The 17,083-nt window shown below is 66.5% G+C and carries 15 protein-coding genes, 1 tRNA gene and 1 riboswitch; of the genes, 7 read left to right on the top strand and 9 right to left on the bottom strand.

Annotated elements, in window-relative coordinates; all coding sequences use genetic code 11:
* Positions 1-73: 73 nt before the first annotated feature.
* Complete coding sequence (locus tag CLU87_RS14825) at positions 74-715, top strand: NAD(P)-dependent oxidoreductase (RefSeq protein WP_099730946.1); 642 nt, start codon at positions 74-76, stop codon at positions 713-715.
* A gap of 92 nt (positions 716-807) precedes the next feature.
* Here CLU87_RS14825 and CLU87_RS14820 read toward each other — a convergent pair whose 3' ends face one another.
* The 5 genes from CLU87_RS14820 to CLU87_RS14800 form a co-directional block, all read right to left on the bottom strand.
* Positions 808-2,088, bottom strand: coding sequence for a TRAP transporter large permease subunit (locus CLU87_RS14820; protein ID WP_099730945.1), 1,281 nt, complete (start codon positions 2,086-2,088; stop codon positions 808-810).
* 33 nt (positions 2,089-2,121) lie between these two features.
* A complete protein-coding gene (locus CLU87_RS14815; protein ID WP_099730944.1) occupies positions 2,122-2,691 on the bottom strand; it encodes a TRAP transporter small permease in 570 nt (189 codons plus the stop codon).
* Positions 2,692-2,717: 26 nt separating this feature from the next.
* Positions 2,718-3,947 (bottom strand): fumarylacetoacetate hydrolase family protein, encoded by a 1,230-nt coding sequence (locus CLU87_RS14810; protein WP_199170835.1) that lies wholly within the window; start codon positions 3,945-3,947, stop codon positions 2,718-2,720.
* A 53-nt stretch (positions 3,948-4,000) separates the two neighbouring features.
* Positions 4,001-5,782 (bottom strand): IlvD/Edd family dehydratase, encoded by a 1,782-nt coding sequence (locus tag CLU87_RS14805; protein WP_099730943.1) that lies wholly within the window; start codon positions 5,780-5,782, stop codon positions 4,001-4,003.
* 70 nt (positions 5,783-5,852) lie between these two features.
* Entirely contained in the window at positions 5,853-6,872 is a 1,020-nt protein-coding gene (locus tag CLU87_RS14800) for a TRAP transporter substrate-binding protein (protein WP_099730942.1), read from the bottom strand.
* 156 nt (positions 6,873-7,028) lie between these two features.
* Between CLU87_RS14800 and CLU87_RS14795 the strand changes: the two genes are divergently transcribed.
* The 3 genes from CLU87_RS14795 to CLU87_RS14785 all read left to right on the top strand — a co-directional run bounded on the left by CLU87_RS14795 (position 7,029) and on the right by CLU87_RS14785 (position 9,610).
* Positions 7,029-8,003: a LysR family transcriptional regulator gene (locus CLU87_RS14795; RefSeq protein ID WP_099730941.1), complete on the top strand. Its 975-nt coding sequence runs from the start codon at positions 7,029-7,031 to the stop codon at positions 8,001-8,003.
* A 115-nt stretch (positions 8,004-8,118) separates the two neighbouring features.
* Complete coding sequence (locus tag CLU87_RS14790) at positions 8,119-8,604, top strand: hypothetical protein (RefSeq protein ID WP_099730940.1); 486 nt, start codon at positions 8,119-8,121, stop codon at positions 8,602-8,604.
* A gap of 137 nt (positions 8,605-8,741) precedes the next feature.
* Positions 8,742-8,911, top strand: a riboswitch (FMN riboswitch).
* 150 nt (positions 8,912-9,061) lie between these two features.
* Positions 9,062-9,610, top strand: coding sequence for a 6,7-dimethyl-8-ribityllumazine synthase (locus CLU87_RS14785; RefSeq protein WP_056066768.1), 549 nt, complete (start codon positions 9,062-9,064; stop codon positions 9,608-9,610).
* A gap of 89 nt (positions 9,611-9,699) precedes the next feature.
* Here CLU87_RS14785 and CLU87_RS14780 read toward each other — a convergent pair whose 3' ends face one another.
* The 3 genes from CLU87_RS14780 to CLU87_RS14770 form a co-directional block, all read right to left on the bottom strand.
* Positions 9,700-11,301 (bottom strand): methyl-accepting chemotaxis protein, encoded by a 1,602-nt coding sequence (locus CLU87_RS14780; protein ID WP_233193793.1) that lies wholly within the window; start codon positions 11,299-11,301, stop codon positions 9,700-9,702.
* Positions 11,302-11,644: 343 nt separating this feature from the next.
* A complete protein-coding gene (locus tag CLU87_RS14775; RefSeq protein WP_099730939.1) occupies positions 11,645-12,919 on the bottom strand; it encodes a CaiB/BaiF CoA-transferase family protein in 1,275 nt (424 codons plus the stop codon).
* A gap of 109 nt (positions 12,920-13,028) precedes the next feature.
* Entirely contained in the window at positions 13,029-14,225 is a 1,197-nt protein-coding gene (locus CLU87_RS14770; RefSeq protein WP_099730938.1) for an acyl-CoA dehydrogenase, read from the bottom strand.
* Between the two features lie 180 nt (positions 14,226-14,405).
* Here CLU87_RS14770 and CLU87_RS14765 point away from each other — a divergent pair, with 180 nt between their 5' ends.
* The 3 genes from CLU87_RS14765 to CLU87_RS14755 all read left to right on the top strand — a co-directional run bounded on the left by CLU87_RS14765 (position 14,406) and on the right by CLU87_RS14755 (position 16,707).
* Positions 14,406-15,350: a LysR family transcriptional regulator gene (locus CLU87_RS14765; protein WP_099730937.1), complete on the top strand. Its 945-nt coding sequence runs from the start codon at positions 14,406-14,408 to the stop codon at positions 15,348-15,350.
* 87 nt (positions 15,351-15,437) lie between these two features.
* Positions 15,438-15,653 carry a hypothetical protein gene (locus tag CLU87_RS14760; RefSeq protein WP_015015343.1) on the top strand — a complete coding sequence of 72 codons (216 nt, stop codon included), beginning with the start codon at positions 15,438-15,440 and terminating at the stop codon, positions 15,651-15,653.
* A 175-nt stretch (positions 15,654-15,828) separates the two neighbouring features.
* Positions 15,829-16,707: a DUF6279 family lipoprotein gene (locus CLU87_RS14755; RefSeq protein WP_099730936.1), complete on the top strand. Its 879-nt coding sequence runs from the start codon at positions 15,829-15,831 to the stop codon at positions 16,705-16,707.
* Positions 16,708-16,980: 273 nt separating this feature from the next.
* On the opposite strand, the gene CLU87_RS14750 is transcribed toward CLU87_RS14755, so the two are convergent.
* Positions 16,981-17,065: transfer RNA gene (locus CLU87_RS14750), tRNA-Leu, on the bottom strand.
* Positions 17,066-17,083: the final 18 nt, after the last annotated feature.

Genomic DNA, 17,083 nt, shown 5'->3' with positions numbered 1-17,083 from the left:
TTAGCCATCTACCGCCTGTTTTGACAAGCTCCTATTCTCACTACATCACAACTTTGACCCCAAGGACATCGATATGAACATCGCCCTGATTGGCGCCACCGGTTTTGTCGGCTCGGCCGTGCTGAACGAACTGCTGCAACGCGGCCACCGTGTGACCGTGCTGGCCCGCAACCCGGGCAAACTCGCTGCCCGCGAGGCGCTGACGGTGGTCGCCGCAGACGCGCAGGACGCCACCCAGGTGGCCCAGGCTGTTGCGGGCCACGACGCGGTGGTGAGCGCCTACAACCCCGGCTGGACGGTGCCAGACATCCACGACCAGTTCCTGAAAGGCACGCGCGCCATCATCGACGGCACCAAGGCCGCCGGTGTGCGCCGACTGCTGGTGGTGGGCGGCGCAGGCAGCCTGTTCGTGGCGCCCGGCCTGCAGCTGGTGGACACGCCCCAGTTCCCCGCCGAATGGAAGCAGGGCGCCCTGGCAGCCCGAGAGGCGCTGAACTGGATCCGCACCGAAAACACGCTAGACTGGACCTTCCTCTCGCCCCCCATCCTGCTGCAGCCCGGCGAGCGCACCGGCCAGTACCGCCTGGGCGACGAGGCCCCGCTGATGAACGGCGACCAGCCTGGCAGCATCAGCGTGGCCGACCTGGCGGTGGCAATGGCCGACGAACTGGAAACACCACGCCACGTGCAAAAGCGTTTCACGGTGGCCAACTGAACAGCGCTTAGGGGTGAGTAACTCCTGATTTGATAGCTGCAAGCGCAATATCCACTAGCGCTTGCGGCACTTTTTGTTTTAAAACCGCTGGTTCATCCCGTAAACCACCGCATCGGCACCAGCACGAGGGACGGGAACAGCACCATCAGGAACATCACCGCAAACTGCGCCACCATGAACGGGATCACGCCCCGCGTGACGTCGTCCATGCGCATCTTGCCCACGCCCGCCACCACGTTCAGCACCGTCCCCACGGGCGGGGTGATGAGCCCGATGGCGTTGTTGATGATGAACAGCACGCCGAAGTAGACCGGGTCGATGCCTGCGGCCTTCACCACCGGCATCAGCACGGGCGTGAGGATGAGGATGGTGGGCGTCATGTCCATGGCGGTGCCCACGGCCATCACCAGCACCATGATGGCGATGAGCAGCAGCGTGGGGTGTTCCATCAAGGGCTTGAGCAGGCTCACCAGCTGACGCGGGATATCCGCCACGGTGATGAGCCAGGCGCTGACCATGGCGGCCGCCACCAGGAACATGATCACGGCGGTGGTCTTGGCGGCACTGATGAATACATCGGTCAGCTGGCGCCAGTGCAGCTCGCGGTAGACCAGCGTGGCCACCAGCAGGGCGTACACGGCAGCGACGGCCGCCGCCTCGGTGGGGGTGAACACGCCCATCTTCAAGCCCACGATCACGATCACCGGCAGGAACAGTGCCCAGGTCGATTCCCTGAGCGCCTGCAGCTTTTCGGCGGTGGATGCCTTGGGCGGTGGCGTGACGTTTTCGCGCTGGGAGACCCAGTACCAGGTGATGGCAATCGCCACTCCCATCAGCAGCCCCGGCACGATGCCGGCCAGGAACAGCTTGCTGATCGACACGTTGGCCGCCACGCCAAACACCACGAAGCCGATGGAGGGCGGAATGACCGGCGCGATGATGCCCGCTGAAGCGATGAGCCCGCCCGCTCGTGCCTTGTCGTGCCCGGCCTTCACCATCATGGGCAGCAGCAGGGCCGCCAGTGCCGCCGTGTCGGCCACGGCCGAGCCCGACAGCGCCGCCAGCATGCAGGCCGCCAGGATGGCCACGAACCCCAGCCCGCCCCGCTTGTGCCCCACCAGCGTGAGCGCGAGCTTGACGATGCGCTGCGACAGCCCACCCACGTTCATGATCTCGCCCGCCAGCATGAAGAAGGGCACGGCCAGCAGCGGAAAGCTGTCGGCCCCGTTGATCACGTTCTGCGCCAGGATCTGCGCGTCAAACAGGTCCAGGTGCCACATCAGGGCCGCGCCGGACACGAGCAGCGCGTACGCAATCGGCACGCCGATGGCCATGGCGGCCAGCAGGGAGCCGAGGAAGATAAAAACGGTCATGGGAGAGCGCTCCAGGTCATTGCGGTGTGGGGCTCACTGGCGTGAGGCCGTGAGCGCTGGGGCTGTGTGCGGCAACTGGCTGCCCACGGCGGCCAGTTCTTCGGATTCGGCGATGTGCAGCAGCTCGTTGTCGGGCATCTGCCCCGACACGATGCGCCACAGATCCAGCGCCAGCAGCAGCCCCGCCGCCACGGCAAACACCACGCCCGACGCATAGAAGATGGCCATGGATGCACCGGTGACAGGCGCATCCACATCCCAGTTGATGCGCGCCTGCGCCAGCGCGCCGCTGAAGAGCAGCCAGGTGCACCAGATCATCAGCGCGTAGCTGATGGCGAGGCAGATGCGCTGGCCCAGCGGCGGCAGGCGCGCCAGCAGAAAGTCCGTGCCCAGGTGGCCCCGCTCGCGCACCGCCACGATGGCGCCCAGGAAGGTGATCCACACGAACAGCCAGCGCGAGACCTCCTCGCTGATGGCGATGCCGGAGTTGAACGCGTAGCGCAGCACCACGTTGCCAAACACCATCACCACCATCACGGCCAGCGCCAGGGCAATGAGCAGGTTGATCCAGCGGCAGCAGCGGTCGATGAAGGCATTGAGCATGGGGTTGTCTCCTGTTTTCTTTTGACTCAAAGCGCTGTGCCCTGCAGCAGCCCGCGCTGCGCCAGGTTGGCCATGAAGGCGCGCAGGCCAAAGCGCCAGGGCGGCGCGGCCTCGCTGTGCGCCACGCGGTTGTGCAGTCCGCCCAGCCAGGCGCTCTGGATGGACACCAGATCGCCCAGGTGGTGGGTGAAGCCGCCGCCTGGCTGGCCGCGGTCTTCGATGGGGGCAAACAGCGTGCCCAGGAACAGCATGAACCCGTCCGGGTACTGGTGCGCGGCCAGCGTCTGCGCCACCAGGTCGGTGGGGTCGCGGCTGATGCTGGCCATGGTGTTGATGCCGCGCAGCTCAAAGCCGTCCGCGCCAGCCACACGCAGGTGCACGGTTTCATTGCGCACCTGCTCCAGCCCGAAGCTGCCGTCAAACAGGCGGAGGAACGGGCCCAGGGCGCACGACGCGTTGTTGTCCTTGGCCTTGCCCAGCAGGAGGGCGCTGCGGCCCTCGATGTCACGCAGGTTCACATCGTTGCCCAGCGTGGCGCCCACGATCTGGCCCCGGCTGTTCACGGCCAGTACCACCTCGGGCTCGGGGTTGTTCCAGGCCGAATCGGAGCGGATCCCGATGTCGTCGCCACAGCCCACGGAGGCCAGCACCGGCGCCTTGGTGAACACCTCGGCATCGGGGCCAATGCCCACCTCCAGGTACTGCGACCACAGGCCTTTGTCTTGCAACAGCGCCTTCAGGCGCATGGCCTCGGGCGAGCCCGGGCGGATGTCCGCCAGGTTCTGGCCGATGAGGCCGATGACCTGGCTGCGCAGGCCCTGCGCGCGGATGGCGTCGCCGCGCGCCTGCTCTTCGATCACGCGCTCGATGAGGCTGGCCGCAAATGTCACGCCTGCGGCCTTCACCACCTGCAAGTCGCACGGGGCCAGCAGCCAGGGGCGGCTGGTGTCACGTGCGCCGGGCAGGCTGTTGGCCAGCAGGTCTTCCACGCTGCACAGGTACTGGCCGGTGGCGCTGCGCGCAGCCTCTGCCGGTGCCAGGGTGTCGAGCAGCGTGCTCATGGTGGGGTAGTGCGCGCTGAGGTCAAACACACCGTCGGGCCGCAGTGCCACCACGGCCGGGCCGGGCACGACACCATTGGGCACCCACACCCGGCCCACCAGCTTGCCTTGCAGGCCGTCGTCGGGAAGCACTTGCAATGCGGCCTGGGGCGCACGGGCCCGTTCGGCAACTGCCGCTGCCGTCATGTTGTTCATGGAGAGTCCTTCGAAAAAGTCCGGGAAGGCGCCAGAGGCCTACCCGTTCGTTGTCAGTGGTTGTGGCGTGGCGTCTTTTCGGAGATGCGCTGAAATTCCAGCGCAAAGTCCAGCGTGGCGCCATCGGCCAATTGCCCTGTTTTCTCGCGGTACAGCGCCTCCCAGGGCGACTGGCTCGCGGGCACGGGTGGGGCGGGCAGGTCGCGTTGTCGGCGCGCGATTTCCTCGGGGGCGACCAGCGCATCGCAGCGACCGGTGTTCAGGTCGATGCGGATGGTGTCGCCGCTTTGCAGCCAGGACAGGCCCCCGCCCACGGCGCTCTCGGGCGATGCGTTGAGGATGGAAGGGCTGTCTGCCGTGCCCGACTGGCGTCCGTCGCCCAGCGTGGGCAACGTGTTGATGCCGCGCCGGATCAGCGCATCGGGCGGCTGCATGTTCACCACTTCGGCCGAGCCCGGCCAGCCGATGGGGCCCGCGCCGCGCATCACCAGGATGCAGCCTTCGTCGATGTTCAGTGCCGGGTCGTTGATGCGCGCGTGGTAGTCGTCCGCACCTTCAAACACCACGGCGCGGGCTTCAAAGATGCCTTCCGCGCCCGGCTGGCTGAGGTAGCGCTGGCGAAAGGCTTCGGAGATCACCGAGGTCTTCATGATCCCGAAGTCGAACAGGTTGCCGCTGAGCACCATTAACCCCGCCTTGTGCATGAGCGGGTTGCTGAAGGGGCGGATCACCTCACGGTCGTGGGTCTCGCGGCCTTGCAGGTTCTCGCCCACCGTCTTGCCGGTCACGCTGGCGCAGTCGGCATGCAGTTTGCCGGCCTGCTGCAGCTCCCACATCAGCGCGGGCACGCCGCCTGCGCGGAAGAAGCGTTCACCCAGAAACTGCCCCGCAGGCTGCATGTTCAGCAGCAGGGGCAGGTCGTAGGCGTGGTCGGTCCAGTCTTGCGCTTCCAGCTGCACGCCCGCGTGGCGCGCCATCGCCATGATGTGCACCTGCGCGTTGCTGCTGCCGCCCGCCACGCTCACCACTGACAGCGCGTTCAAGAAACTTTCCCGCGTCAGGATTCGCGATGGGCGCAGGTCTTCATACGCCATTTCCACGATGCGACGCCCGGTCTCGTAGGCCATCTGGCCGCGCTCGCGGTAGGGTGCTGGAATGGCCGCGCAGCCCGGCAGCGACAGGCCCAGCGCCTCTGCCACGGCGTTCATGGTCGATGCCGTGCCCATGGTGTTGCAGTGCCCGGCCGAGGGCGCGCTGTTGCAGGCGCGCTGCAAGAATTCTTCCTCGTCAATCTCGCCCGCCGCGAGCTGGCGGCGGCTGCGCCAGATCACGGTGCCCGAGCCCACCAGCTGCCCTTCGTGCCAGCCGTCCAGCATCGGCCCGCCCGAGAGCACGATGGCCGGGATGTCCACCGTGGATGCCGCCATGATGCCCGCGGGCGTTGTCTTGTCGCAGCCCGTGGTCAGCACCACGGCATCGATGGGGTAGCCGTACAGGATCTCCACTAGCCCCAGATAGGCCAGGTTGCGGTCCAGAGCGGCCGTGGGGCGCCGGCAGTTTTCAAAGATGGGGTGCACGGGGAACTCCATCGGAATTCCACCCGCATCGCGGATGCCGTCGCGCACGCGGCGCGCCAGGTCCAGGTGGATGCGGTTGCAGGGCGACAGGTCACTGCCCGTCTGCGCAATGCCGATGATGGGCCGGCCCGAGCGCAGCTCTTCGGGCGTGAGCCCGTAGTTCATGAACCGCTCCAGATACAGCGCGGTCATGTCCGAGCGCTCGGGTGCGGCAAACCATTCGCGGGAGCGGAAGGGGCGGCGGGGTGTTTGGGTCATGGGGTCGGGGCGTCGCAAAAGAGGGGCTGGGCGCAGCCAGAAGCTGCGCCCTGAGGAACGAACCAAGCGCTTACTTGCTGCCCCGCGCCTTCGCCAGCTCGCCCATCATTTCGCTGGTGGTCTCTTCACCAAACTCCTTGCCGTACTTGGCCAGCACGGGCTGCAGCTTGGTGCGCAGCTTGGCCTGCTCGGCGGCGGGCAGCTCGGTGATCTGCATGCCGGCCTTCTTCAGCTCGCCCAGGGCGGTTTCGCTGAAGGCGCGGATGGTCTTGCGCTCGAACAGCGTGGCCTCGCGGGCGGCCTCCTGCACGATCTTCCTTTCGTCGGCCGAGAGGCCGTCCCAGGTTTTCTTGGAAATGAGCAGCACCCAGGCGCTGTACATGTGGCGCGACAGCACCAGGTGCTTTTGCACTTCATAGAACTTGCTGGCCAGGATGGTGGCGGGTGGGTTTTCCTGGCCGTCCACGGCCTTTTGTTCCATGGCCGTGTACAGCTCGGTGAACGGCATGGGCGTGGCGTTGGTGCCCAGCGCGTTGAAGGTGTCCAGGAACAGGGGGCTCTGGATCACGCGCAGCTTCAGGCCCGCCAGATCGTCGGCCGTGTTGATGGGTCGGCGCGAGTTGGTCACATGGCGGAAGCCGTTTTCCCAGAAGCCCAGGCCGATCAGGCCCTTGTCGGGCAGCATGGCCAGCAGCTTCTGGCCGAAGGGGCCGTCGAGCAAGGCGTCGGCTTCTGCCTCGGTGTTGAAGGTGAGCGGCAGGTTCAGCACGCCAAAGGGCTTGATCAGCGACATCAGCGTGGACGAATCGGGAATCGTCATCTCCAGCGTGCCGCCGCGCAGGGCCGAGGTCATGCTCACGTCGTTGCCCAGGGCGCCGCTGGCGAACAGCTTGGCGTTCATCTTGCCGCCGCTCTTGGCCTGCAGGCGCTCGGCAAAGTGGCGCACGGCCTGGGCCTGTGGGTGGTCGTCGCTCAGGCCAATGCCGACCTTGAAGGTGTGTTCCTTGACTTGGGCCGAGACGGGGGCGGCGAAGGCGGCCAGCAGCGTGGTGGCAAGTGCCAAGGATTTGGCGAGGGAATGGAATTGCATGGTGTCTTGTCTCCGTTGGAATGGCGGGACCCCGCTGGCGAGGCCGTCGGCGTGTGCAGCTTTTTTGGGCAAGCCGTCATGAACGCAAGGCGAAGGTTAGGTTTCGCGCCCTGCCGGGTCCACTGAATGTTTTGCGACAATCCATTCCAAACGCTTATGAGTCCAGACGAATTTCCGGGTAAACCCTTGTCTTTGGCGCAGGCCTGCGCGCGGCTGCGCTTTCGGCATTTGCAGTTTCTGGACATCCTGGGCCGCACGCGCAACCTGCGGCTCACGGCCGAGCAGATGCATGTCACGCAGCCTGCGGCCACCAAGATCCTCATGGACATCGAGGAGATCCTGGAGGCGCGCTTGTTCGACCGCCTTTCGCGCGGCATGCGGCCCAACGAGCTGGGGCTTTTTACGCTGCGCTACGCCAGCGCGGCGCTCGATGGGCAGCGCAAGTTTGTGGACGAGTTCAACGCCCTCAAGCAGGGCGGCCATGGCCATGTGACGGTGGGCGCCATCACCGGCTCGGCCGCGCATGTGCTGGTGGCCTCGGTGGTGGAGATCCAGCGCCTGCGGCCCCTCTTGGTCATCAAGATCTTGGAGCAGAGCAGCGACCAGCTCATCGCCTGGCTGGCCGAGCGCAAGATCGATCTGATGATCGGCCGCTTCACCACCGAGGACCAGCGCAGCCAATTCCACTACGAGCACCTGTCCGCCGAGCCGCTGCATGTGGTGGGCGGACAGCACCACCCGCTGCGCGGCGCCACCGACCTGTCGCTGACCGAGCTGGCGCACTGGCCTTGGATTCTGTACCCCGCCTCCACGGCGGTGCGCAAGGTGTCGGACGACTTGTTCGGCGGCGCGGGCCTGGCGCTCACGGCGGGGGTGGTGGAGACGCCGTCCTTCTTGTTTGCGCTGGAGCTGATGAACACCACCCACATGATGTCGCTGCAGCCCGCCGCGCTGATCCAGAAATATGTGGACCGGGGCCTGCTCTCGCGCATCCCCGTCGAGCTGCCCAACCGCATGCCCAGCTATGGCCTCATCACCCGCCTGGGCGAGCCGCCCACACCCTCGGCACAGGCCTTTATCGACGTGCTGCGCGACGCGGCGGATGTGGCGCCGGACGCTTTGGGGGAGTAGCAAGGCCCGCGCTATGCATAGCCTCTTTCGATAACCAATGGTTATTGGAAATTGGGGCGGCCAGGCCCTGCCGTTATGCTCTGCGCCCTTTCCCGCAACCCAGGCCTTTTTCTCCATGACCGACGCACCCGACACGCCCGACACCATCCAGGAACCCCGCTGCTGGAGCGATGGGCGCTGGACGGCGCAGGTCATCAATAACGAAGACGACGATGGCTGGGCCGTGTCCATGACGCTGAAGGGCGAGGCCGAACCCGCGCTGGTGGGCCCCTGGACCATGGGCCGCGACAAGAAGAACCCCAAGCCGCTCGATGTGTCGGCCTTCCACACCCTGGTCAAGACCGCCAGCGAAGTGGTGCGCCGCCATGAGCAGCAACTGCACGCGCAGCTGAACAAGAGCGTGCACATCACCACCGCAGACGGCCAGCGCCTGCGCGTGGCGCTGGCCATCGTGCCCGATGAGGAAGGCGCCACGGCCACGCTGAGCGCGCAGGACGAGCTGGGTGAAGAGGTAGCCCGTGCGTCCGCGCCGCCCACCTTCAAGCTCACGCCCGCCAGCGCAGCGGCCTGGGCCGAAGATGGGTTTCAGCGCGTGCGCTGAGCAGACTTCGGCATTCAATACAGCCCACAGCCGCAGAAACCGGCACTGCCAGTGCAGGCAATCGCCTGCGCGACGGCGTACTGCGTGCCCGCCGCCTAAAATCCCACCCGTCGGCCCCGGATGACCTTCGGGGCCGACAGCGTTCTCAGGGCGGGGCGGAATTCCCCACCGGCGGTATTTGTTGGCTGAAATGCCCGCAAGAGCCCGCGAGCGCCTGCGGTGCCGTTCTTCGGATCGGCCTGCAGGGTCAGCAGATCTGGTGCGAAACCAGAGCCGACGGTCACAGTCCGGATGAAAGAGATCGCGAAACCCACAGCTCCCGCCATGGGTGGCTGGGCCCTCGGCGTTTGCCTGCGTGCTTTGTTGCGCGCTGGGATGGCGCAGGGCCTGCGCCGCCCTGTGCAGGTGCCGTGTTCGCGCGCGCCCTGATTCTGGCCAACCCTGTTCTGAGGAACCCATGAATCAGTCTTCTTCACCTTCCGTTTCCCCCCTGGCTCCCGTCGCCGCCCACCGTGGCGCCCGCGTGGCCATCATCAGTGCCAGCTGGCACCAGGACATCGTGCACCAGGCGCGTGACGCGGCCCTGGCCGAGTTTGACCGCCACGGCCTGCCCCCCGCGCAGGTGGCGCTGTTCGATGTGCCCGGCGCGTTCGAGATTCCGCTGCTGGCACGCAAGCTCGCGCGCAGCGGGCGCTACGACGCCATCGTGGCCTGTGCGCTGGTGGTCAACGGCGGCATCTACCGCCACGAGTTCGTCACCACCGCCGTCATCGACGGGCTGATGCGCGTGCAGCTCGACACCGAGGTGCCTGTGATGTCGGCCGTGCTCACGCCGCGCGATTTCCACGACCACGAGGACCATGTGCGCTTCTTCCGCGAGCATTTTGTGAAGAAGGGCACCGAGGTGGCCCAAGCCTGCCTGCAGACCATGGCCTACCTGCGCAAGCTGGCCTCGCCCACGCTGGCCACCGTGCAGCAGGCAACCCCTGCGCTGGCTGAAGCCTGAGAAGGCGCCGTTTGCTACTATTTATGTAGCTGTTGGCACATGATGCACTAGCGCTTCAAGCCGATTAGGCTTGAAATGGCTGCGCCGCTTCAGCCTGCGGCCAACCGGGGCTGGTGGTGGCCCGGCGCGGGCATGCTGGCCTGCCTGGGGGTGTTGGCGTCGGTGTCTGCCAGCCGGAACACCGCCACTGCCTGCACCAGCTGCTGCGCCTGCACCTTGAGGCTGTCAGCGGCGGCGGCGCTCTGTTCGACCAGCGCTGCGTTCTGCTGCGTGGCCTGGTCCATTTCGGTGATGGCGTCCCCTACCTGGGCGACACCTGCGCTTTGCTCGCTGCTCGCGGCGCTGATCTCGCCCACGATGTCGGTCACGCGGCGGATGGCGCTCACCACCTGGTTCATCGTGGCGCCCGCCTTGTCCACCAGCGTGGTGCCCAGTTCCACGCGCTCCACGCTGGCGTGGATCAGGGTCTTGATCTCCTTGGCGGCCTCGGCACTGCGCTGCGCGAGGCTGCGCACCTCACCGGCCACTACCGCAAAGCCCCGGCCTTGTTCACCGGCACGGGCCGCTTCCACGGCGGCGTTCAGCGCCAGGATGTTGGTCTGGAAGGCGATGCCATCGATCACGCTGATGATGTCGGCGATCTTGCGGCTGCTGTCGTTGATGCCCTTCATGGTCGTCACCACCTCGGCCACCACATCACCGCCCTGCACGGCCACGGTGCTGGCGCTCACGGCCAGCTGGTTGGCGGTGCGCGCGTTTTCGGCGTTGGCCTGCACGGTGGAGCTGAGTTCTTCCATGGATGCCGATGTTTGCTCCAGCGCGCTGGCCTGCTGTTCGGTGCGGGCGCTCAGGTCGTTGTTGCCCTGCGCGATCTCGGTGCTGGCGGCGGCCACGCTGTCGGCGTTGTTGCGCACATTGCTCACCACGTGCGACAGGCTGATCTGCATGTCGTGCAAGGCATTGAGCAGCAGTGCGATCTCGTCCTTGCCCTGCACGTGCCGCGCCACCGTCAGGTCGCCGCTGGCCACGGCCTGCGACACGCGCACCGCGTTGTCCAGCGGGTTCACCACGGTGCGGCTGAAGGCAATGGCGCCTGCTATGCCCAGCGCGCACACCACCAGCATCACCACCAGGCTGATGGTGGTGGCCCGCTGCGCAGTGGCGGCGGCACGTTCGGCCACGGCGCTGCTGGCCTTGGCGATCAGGTCGCCCGCCTGGTCCAGCAGCTGCGAGGGCTCGCGGTCCATGCCCGCCACGGCCTTGTCGCCCGCTTGCGGGTCGTGGTCGGCCGCCTTGAAGGCTTCAAACCCCTTGCGGTAGGCGGTGCCCATGCGTTCGTGGGCCTGGGCAAACTGCAACACGCGTTCGCGACCCTCCCCCGGGGGCAGTGCGGCCACGAGCTTTTGCGCCTCGTCCTTGATGGCCTGTTCCTGCTTTTCAAACGCGGCCCAGTAGCGCGTGAGCTGGGCCGGGTCCTTGCCACGCAGCAGCACGTTTTTCCACTCCTGCACCTGCACCTTGAAGTTGTTGAGCATGCCCGCCGCCATGCGCTCGTGCTCGAAGCTCTGGGCCACGGTGGTCTGGTAGGTGTCGAGCGCCTGGTTCAGGCGGCTGATGCCAAACAGGGCCGCTGCAAACAGCAAGAGCAGCGACACGGTGAAGGCCAGGGGGAGCTTGAGGCTGAGCTTCATGAGGAACTCCTTGAGGGTCCAGAAACGCCGCAGTGCTGGGCCATGGGCCCAGCACCCTGATCCAGCGGCGCGCCGTGCGCGGGGCCGCAGACAGGATGTCTCTGGGATTATGGAGACGGATGTAATTTTTTGTACATGTCTTTTTTGCCGTGGGGCCGAGGCAAGCAGGCTCCTTCAGTCCCTCGCTTTGTCATCCGATGGATAGCGGATAGCGGATAGCGCGAGCCAGATAAGCGCCAGGGGCCGGCGCAATGCAGACAGCACAAACAAAACGGCCTTGCCGGTGAGGGCAAGGCCGTGCAGTGGTCAGGGCATGGCGCAGGCCGATGCCGCGAGGGTCTGGCTACAAAACCCCGCTGGCCCGCAGTGCCGCGATGCGCGCTGGGTCCAGCCCCATCTCGCGCAACACCTCGTCGGTGTGCTGGCCCAGTGACGGCGGCGCATTGCGCAGCACGGGTGGGGTGGCCGACAGGCGCAGCGGGCTGGCCACGCCGGTGATCTGCAACACGTTGTCGGTGGCGGCCTCGCCGTCCTTCCAGCGCGGCAGCGTCACGGCCAGGCCACGGGCCTGCACCTGCGCGTCGTCAAACGCCTGGGCGATGGTGTTGATGGGGCCGCAGGGTACGGCTTTGTCTTCCAGCAGCGCGATCCAGTCGGCCGTGGTGCGCGTGCGGGTCACGGCCTCCATGGCGGGGATCAGCGCGGTGCGGTTTTGCACGCGCAGGGTGTTGGTCGCAAAGCGCGGGTCGCTGGCCCACTGGGGCTGCTCGGAGGCGGCGCAAAAGCGCTGGAACTGGCCGTCGTTGCCAATGGCCAGCAGCATGTTGCCGTCCTGCGTGGGGAAGTCCTGGTAGGGCGCGAGGCTGGGGTGGCTGTTGCCCATGCGGCCAGGCGCCTTGCCAGTGGCCAGGAACCCCGAGGCCTGGTTGGCCAGCACGGCCATGCCCACGTCCAGCAGCGCCATGTCGATGTGCTGGCCCTGGCCGGTGCCATTGGTGGCGTTGTCGCGCACGTGCAGCGCGGCCAGGATGGCGTTGCTGGCATACAGGCCGGTGAACAGGTCGATCACGGCCACGCCCACGCGCATGGGGCCGCCGCCGGGCTGGCTGTCGGCCTGGCCGGTGATGCTCATCAGGCCCGTCATGGCCTGCACCATCAGGTCGTAGCCTGCGCGCTCGGCATACGGGCCGTCTTGCCCAAAGCCGGTGACGGAGCAGTAGATGAGGCGGGGGTTGAGCGCGCGCAGGCTCTCGCGGTCCAGGCCGTATTGCTTGAGGCCGCCGACCTTGAAGTTCTCCACCACGATGTCCGCCTCTTGCGCCATCTGCTTGATGAGCGCCTGGCCCTCGGGCGAGGCCATGTCGATGGTGACGGAGCGCTTGTTGCGGTTGCAGGCGGTGTAGTAGCTGGCCTGGTTGGTGTCGTTGCCGTCTGCGTCCTTCAAGAAGGGCGGGCCCCACTGGCGCGTGTCGTCGCCCACGCCGGGGCGCTCCACCTTGACCACGTCCGCGCCCAGGTCGGCCAGAACCTGCGTGCACCACGGCCCGGCCAGCACGCGGGAGAGGTCGAGCACCTTGATGCCTGCGAGGGCGCCGGGGGAGGTAGAGGGGGAGGTCATGGTGTGGTGTACTATGAAATTGATAGCTGTCAGCGCATGATTGACTAGCGCTACAAGGCAAAAACACCGCAAAGGCGGTGTTTTTGCCGGTTCTCGGGGCGCAGGCCGATCAGTTGGCGAACGCGGCGATGCCCGTCTGGGCGCGGCCCAGGATCAGCGCGTGCACATCGTGCGTGCCTTCGTAGGTGTTCACCACTTCCAGGTTCACCAGGTGGCGGGCCACGCCAAACTCGTCGCTGATGCCGTTGCCGCCCATCATGTCGCGCGCCAGGCGGGCAATGTCCAGCGCCTTGCCGCAGCTGTTGCGCTTGATGATGGAGGTGCCTTCCACGCTGGCCGTACCCGCGTCCTTCATGCGGCCGAACTGCAGGCAGGCCTGCAGGCCGATGGCGATTTCGGTCTGCATGTCGGCCAGCTTCTTCTGGATGAGCTGGTTGGCGGCCAGGGGGCGGCCAAACTGCTTGCGGTCCAGCGTGTACTGGCGCGCGGTGTGCCAGCAGAACTCGGCCGCACCCAGGGCGCCCCAGGCGATGCCGTAGCGCGCGCTGTTCAGGCAGGTGAAGGGGCCCTTGAGGCCTTGCACTTCAGGGAACGCGTTTTCTTCGGGCACGAACACGTCGTCCATCACGATCTCGCCGGTGATGGAGGCGCGCAGGCCCACCTTGCCGTGGATGGCGGGGGCTGTCAGGCCCTTCATGCCCTTTTCCAGCACAAAGCCGCGGATGGGACCCACGGCGCCGCCTTCGCTCACTTCCTTGGCCCACACCACGAACACATCCGCCACGGGGCTGTTGGTGATCCACATCTTGCTGCCCTTGAGCTTGTAGCCGCCCGCCACCTTGTAGGCACGTGTGGCCATGCTGCCGGGGTCGGAGCCGTGGTCGGGTTCCGTCAGGCCAAAGCAGCCGATCCACTCGCCGCTGGCGAGCTTGGGCAGGTACTTCTGGCGCTGGGCTTCGCTGCCGAATTCATAAATGGGCACCATCACCAGCGACGACTGCACGCTGGCCATCGAGCGGTAGCCCGAGTCCACACGCTCCACTTCGCGGGCGATCAGGCCGTAGGCCACATAGCTCAGGCCGGGGCCACCGTATTGCTCGGGGATGGTGGGGCCCAAGAGGCCCACTTCGCCCATCTCGCGGAAGATGCTCACGTCCATCTTTTCGTGGCGGAAGGCGTCCAGCACGCGGGGTGCCAGCTTGTCCTGGCAATACGCTGCAGCGGCGTCGCGGATGGCACGCTCGTCGTCGGTCAGTTGCTGGCTCAGGAGGAAAGGGTCATCCCATTGAAAAGCGGCGTGGGCCATGTGTGTCTCCAGGTCGGAAAGTGGGGGAAGAAAAAAACGAATATGGGACGCATCGTAGGCCTTGGGGTGGTGGCCCGCAAGCGAGTTCTTTTCATCCAGACATGCGTTTATGGAATGTATGGAATACTGGCGGCCAGCTAAGCCAAGGCGTGGCTGGTCACTTAAAAATTCCTCTTCATCATGCGCCGCAACATTCCATCGACCCAGGCCCTGGCTTGTTTTGAAGTGGCCGCCCGCCACGAGAGCTACACCCGCGCCGCGCAGGAGTTGTCGCTCACCCAAAGCGCCGTCTCGCGCCAGATCCAGGCGCTGGAAGAGTTTTTGGGCGTGGCACTGTTTCGCCGCACGCGCCACGGCGTGGTGCTGACGCCTGCGGGTGCGCACTATGGCCGCCAGGTGGCTCGCTGGCTGCAGGGGCTGGAGCGCGATACGCTGGACGTGATGGCCCACCAGGGCGAGGGCGGCACCCTCACGCTGGCGGCAGTGCCCACCTTTGCCACGCGGTGGCTCATCCCCCGCCTGCCGCAACTGGCGCAGGCGCATCCCGACATCGTGGTGCACATCGACACGCAGACACGCCCCTTCTTGTTTGCCGACACCACCTTCGATGCCGCCTTGTATGCCGGCACGCCCGAGCAGGTGGCCAACTGGCCCGGCGTACAGGCGCAACTGCTGATGCACGAAGACGTGGTGCCCGTGTGCAGCCCGCGCCTGCTCGAATCCGCCGCGCCCCGGGGCCGGGGCCGCGCCCACCAGCCCGTGGCCGCCGAGGCGCTGGCCGAGCTGCCGCTGCTGCAGCAAAGCACACGCCCCTACGGCTGGCGCCAGTGGTTCGATGCCATGGGGGTGGAGGCTCCGCACGCGCTGGATGGCCCGCGCTACGAGCTGTTCTCCATGCTGGCCGTGGCCGCCACGCATGGCATGGGCGTGGCGCTGATCCCGCCGCTGCTCATCGAGGCCGAACTCGCCAGCGGCGAGCTGGTGGTGGCCTGCAACCGCCCGCTGCGCGGCGAGCGGGCGTACTACCTTATCAGCCCCGCACAGGCCCAGCCCCCGGTGCTGGCCACGTTTGCGCGCTGGCTCCAGCACATGGCCGAGGTGGGTAGCCCGCCGGTTGCGGGATGACGCGCTTGCGCCCACGGGGGCTGTGAACTAATCTGGCCGCGCGGAAGTCTGTCTTTCATTCAGCAACCTTGTTGGAGAGCGACCACCATGACCACTTACCACGCTCCGCATTTCGACCCCACCGTGGACGAGATCGAGACCCTCAAGCAACTGGAGATGGGCGAAGTCATCACGCTGCCCCACGCGCTAAAGGACCATGTGTCGGGGCGACTGCTCGAATGGGGCTTCATCACCAAGGGGACGGGGGGTGAACTGGCCATCACTGCCAGTGGCCGCCAGTTGATCCGGCGACAGGACAACTGACCCCGCGCGTCAGCCGGCCCCTTGTGCGCATCCGTCGCAGGGTGTGGCGTGGGACCTCCGTGCGGGTGGGTGCCTTTGGCTAAATCCTGGTGCGCGGGCTGGGGTATCCGGGCCCTGTGCCCGCCATGTGCAGCGTTGGGCCTATCCTGTGCAATTCCCTTTGTCTGGAGCCGCCGTGCCCGCTTTGTCCCGTTTGCGCACCACCCTGTGCATCGCCGCGCTGGCCGTTGCCGGTGTGCTGCTGGCGGGTTGCAGCACAGTGCGGCTGGCGTACAACCAGGTGCCCCACCTGGCGTACTGGCAGCTGAACCGTTACCTTGACCTGTCGGACGCGCAGACGGAGCGTGTGCGGGGCGACCTGGGCGACCTGCACCGCTGGCACCGCGACACCATGCTGCCCCAGCATGCCGAGCTGTTGCAAAAGGTGCAGCAGCAGTTGCCAGCCACCATCACCCCCGAGCAGGCCTGCCGCATCTATGATGAGGCACGTACACAGCTGGACAAGGTGCTGGCCCAGGCCGAGCCCAAGGTGGTGTGGCTGGCCTCGCAGCTGACCGAGGCGCAGATCCGCAATCTGGAGCGCAAGCAGGCCGACAGCAACGCTGACTGGAAATCCGAATGGCTGGACCCATCGCCCGACAAGATGCGCGAGCGCCGCTTCAAGGACCTCTCGTCGCGGCTCGAAACCTTTTACGGCGCGCTGGACGAGCCCCAGAAGGCCGTGCTGCGCGCCTTTATCGCCCAGTCGGCTTTTGACCCGCAGCGCACCTATGCTGAGCGTGTACGCCGGCAAAAAGACCTGGTGCAGGTGCTGCGCAACATCCAGGCCGACCGTGGCAACACCGCCCAGGCCCGCACGCTGATGCTCGGCTTTCTGGACCGCGTGGTGACGTCACCGGACGTCGCCTACCAGCGCTACGCACAAGCGCTGGTGGCCGAGGGCTGCGAGGGGTTTGCGCGCCTGCACAACGCCATGACGCCTGCGCACCGGCTGCGTGCGGCGCAATCGCTCAAGGGTTATGAGCAGGACTTCCTGTTGCTGGCTGCGCGCTGAGGTGCAGCGCGAGGGTGGGGCGAAGCGCAAAGGCTGCTGCCGCGACGCGAAGGTCAGCAGAACATCATCGCCAGCAGGGCCGCATCCTCGGCCATGTTCTGCAGGGCATAACCCGCCAGCCGGTAGGCCAGCACGGTGGCGTGCGCGATCAGATCCTGGGCGGTCATGGCGGTGGCTGGGTGTGGAGGTGTGCAGAAATCACATGCCGCCGCCACAGCGGCTGGCCCAGCAAAAAGGCCGATAGCTCGTGGAAGCTACCGGCCTTGTTGACTGTGGTGCCCGGGGCCGGAATCGAACCGGCACGCCTTGCGGCGGGGGATTTTGAGTCCCCTGCGTCTACCAATTTCACCACCCGGGCGGAATATGTGAAGCCCTG

Source organism: Acidovorax sp. 59 (assembly GCF_002754175.1).
GTDB lineage: Bacteria > Pseudomonadota > Gammaproteobacteria > Burkholderiales > Burkholderiaceae_C > Acidovorax > Acidovorax delafieldii.
The sequence above is the reverse complement of the archived record's forward strand: the minus strand, read 5'-3'. Positions and strand labels throughout refer to the sequence as shown.

Coding starts and splice junctions, on each gene's coding strand:
- CLU87_RS14825 (WP_099730946.1), top strand. CDS start 74: ATGAACATCGCCCTGATTGGCGCCACCGGTTTTGTCGGCTCGGCCGTG.
- CLU87_RS14820 (WP_099730945.1), bottom strand. CDS start 2,088: ATGACCGTTTTTATCTTCCTCGGCTCCCTGCTGGCCGCCATGGCCATC.
- CLU87_RS14815 (WP_099730944.1), bottom strand. CDS start 2,691: ATGCTCAATGCCTTCATCGACCGCTGCTGCCGCTGGATCAACCTGCTC.
- CLU87_RS14810 (WP_199170835.1), bottom strand. CDS start 3,947: ATGAACAACATGACGGCAGCGGCAGTTGCCGAACGGGCCCGTGCGCCC.
- CLU87_RS14805 (WP_099730943.1), bottom strand. CDS start 5,782: ATGACCCAAACACCCCGCCGCCCCTTCCGCTCCCGCGAATGGTTTGCC.
- CLU87_RS14800 (WP_099730942.1), bottom strand. CDS start 6,872: ATGCAATTCCATTCCCTCGCCAAATCCTTGGCACTTGCCACCACGCTG.
- CLU87_RS14795 (WP_099730941.1), top strand. CDS start 7,029: ATGAGTCCAGACGAATTTCCGGGTAAACCCTTGTCTTTGGCGCAGGCC.
- CLU87_RS14790 (WP_099730940.1), top strand. CDS start 8,119: ATGACCGACGCACCCGACACGCCCGACACCATCCAGGAACCCCGCTGC.
- CLU87_RS14785 (WP_056066768.1), top strand. CDS start 9,062: ATGAATCAGTCTTCTTCACCTTCCGTTTCCCCCCTGGCTCCCGTCGCC.
- CLU87_RS14780 (WP_233193793.1), bottom strand. CDS start 11,301: ATGAAGCTCAGCCTCAAGCTCCCCCTGGCCTTCACCGTGTCGCTGCTC.
- CLU87_RS14775 (WP_099730939.1), bottom strand. CDS start 12,919: ATGACCTCCCCCTCTACCTCCCCCGGCGCCCTCGCAGGCATCAAGGTG.
- CLU87_RS14770 (WP_099730938.1), bottom strand. CDS start 14,225: ATGGCCCACGCCGCTTTTCAATGGGATGACCCTTTCCTCCTGAGCCAG.
- CLU87_RS14765 (WP_099730937.1), top strand. CDS start 14,406: ATGCGCCGCAACATTCCATCGACCCAGGCCCTGGCTTGTTTTGAAGTG.
- CLU87_RS14760 (WP_015015343.1), top strand. CDS start 15,438: ATGACCACTTACCACGCTCCGCATTTCGACCCCACCGTGGACGAGATC.